The sequence below is a fragment of the Streptosporangium carneum genome (assembly GCF_027922005.1).
Classification (GTDB): domain Bacteria; phylum Actinomycetota; class Actinomycetes; order Streptosporangiales; family Streptosporangiaceae; genus Streptosporangium; species Streptosporangium carneum.
In genome coordinates, this window is the sequence record NZ_BSEV01000096.1 from 1 (window position 1) to 657 (window position 657).

The window sequence follows — 657 nt, forward strand, 5'->3', positions numbered from 1 at the left end:
GTTCATGCACACCTTGTCAGCCGCCAGCGCGATCATCGTGCCGCCCGACATGGCGATATAGGGTATGTGGGCAATGACCCGCGGCTCACGCTTGGGATTGTGGTGGCCTTTGGTCTTTTCCAGATGCTGGCGCAGGGCCTGCGCGATCATGTGGGCCGGCCGGGCATAACCGCCCAGCGTGTGCAGCACGACCACGATCTTCGCGCGGGCATTGGCCTGGCGGATTGCCGCGACCGCCTGCAGCGCCTCGTCGAACGCAATCTGTTGCTGGGCGCTGTCCCGGCCGACGAAGTCGTCGCCGAGATCATGGATCAGGTCGATCAGGACGGTGTTGCCGGTCTCGATCTTCTTGCGAAGCTTCTCGTATTCCCGGCGCGCATCCTCATAGTCGGCGAAGCGCTTGCGGCGCAGCTTGACGATCTGGCGTTCGTCGGAGCTCGCACGCTGCCGGGCCAGATGATGGGCATAGACATAGACGAGGCCGGCGAGCACGACGAGCGCGATCACCGCCCCGATCAGGACGGTATTGTCGATGCCTTCGGCCACGGCACCCCCCGGGACACGCACCCACCCGTGGATGCGAAACGTCCCGGAGATATTAACCAAACCCTAACGAGACCGACAAGCTGAACCGGCCCGTTTACGCCCGATCAGTCG

General features: G+C 63.8%; 1 protein-coding gene. It reads right to left on the reverse strand.

The window, feature by feature from the left end; all coding sequences use genetic code 11:
* On the reverse strand, positions 1–546 hold a 546-nt coding region (locus PKF00_RS44875), incomplete at its 3' end, for an SDH family Clp fold serine proteinase (RefSeq protein WP_271223744.1).
* Positions 547–657: the final 111 nt, after the last annotated feature.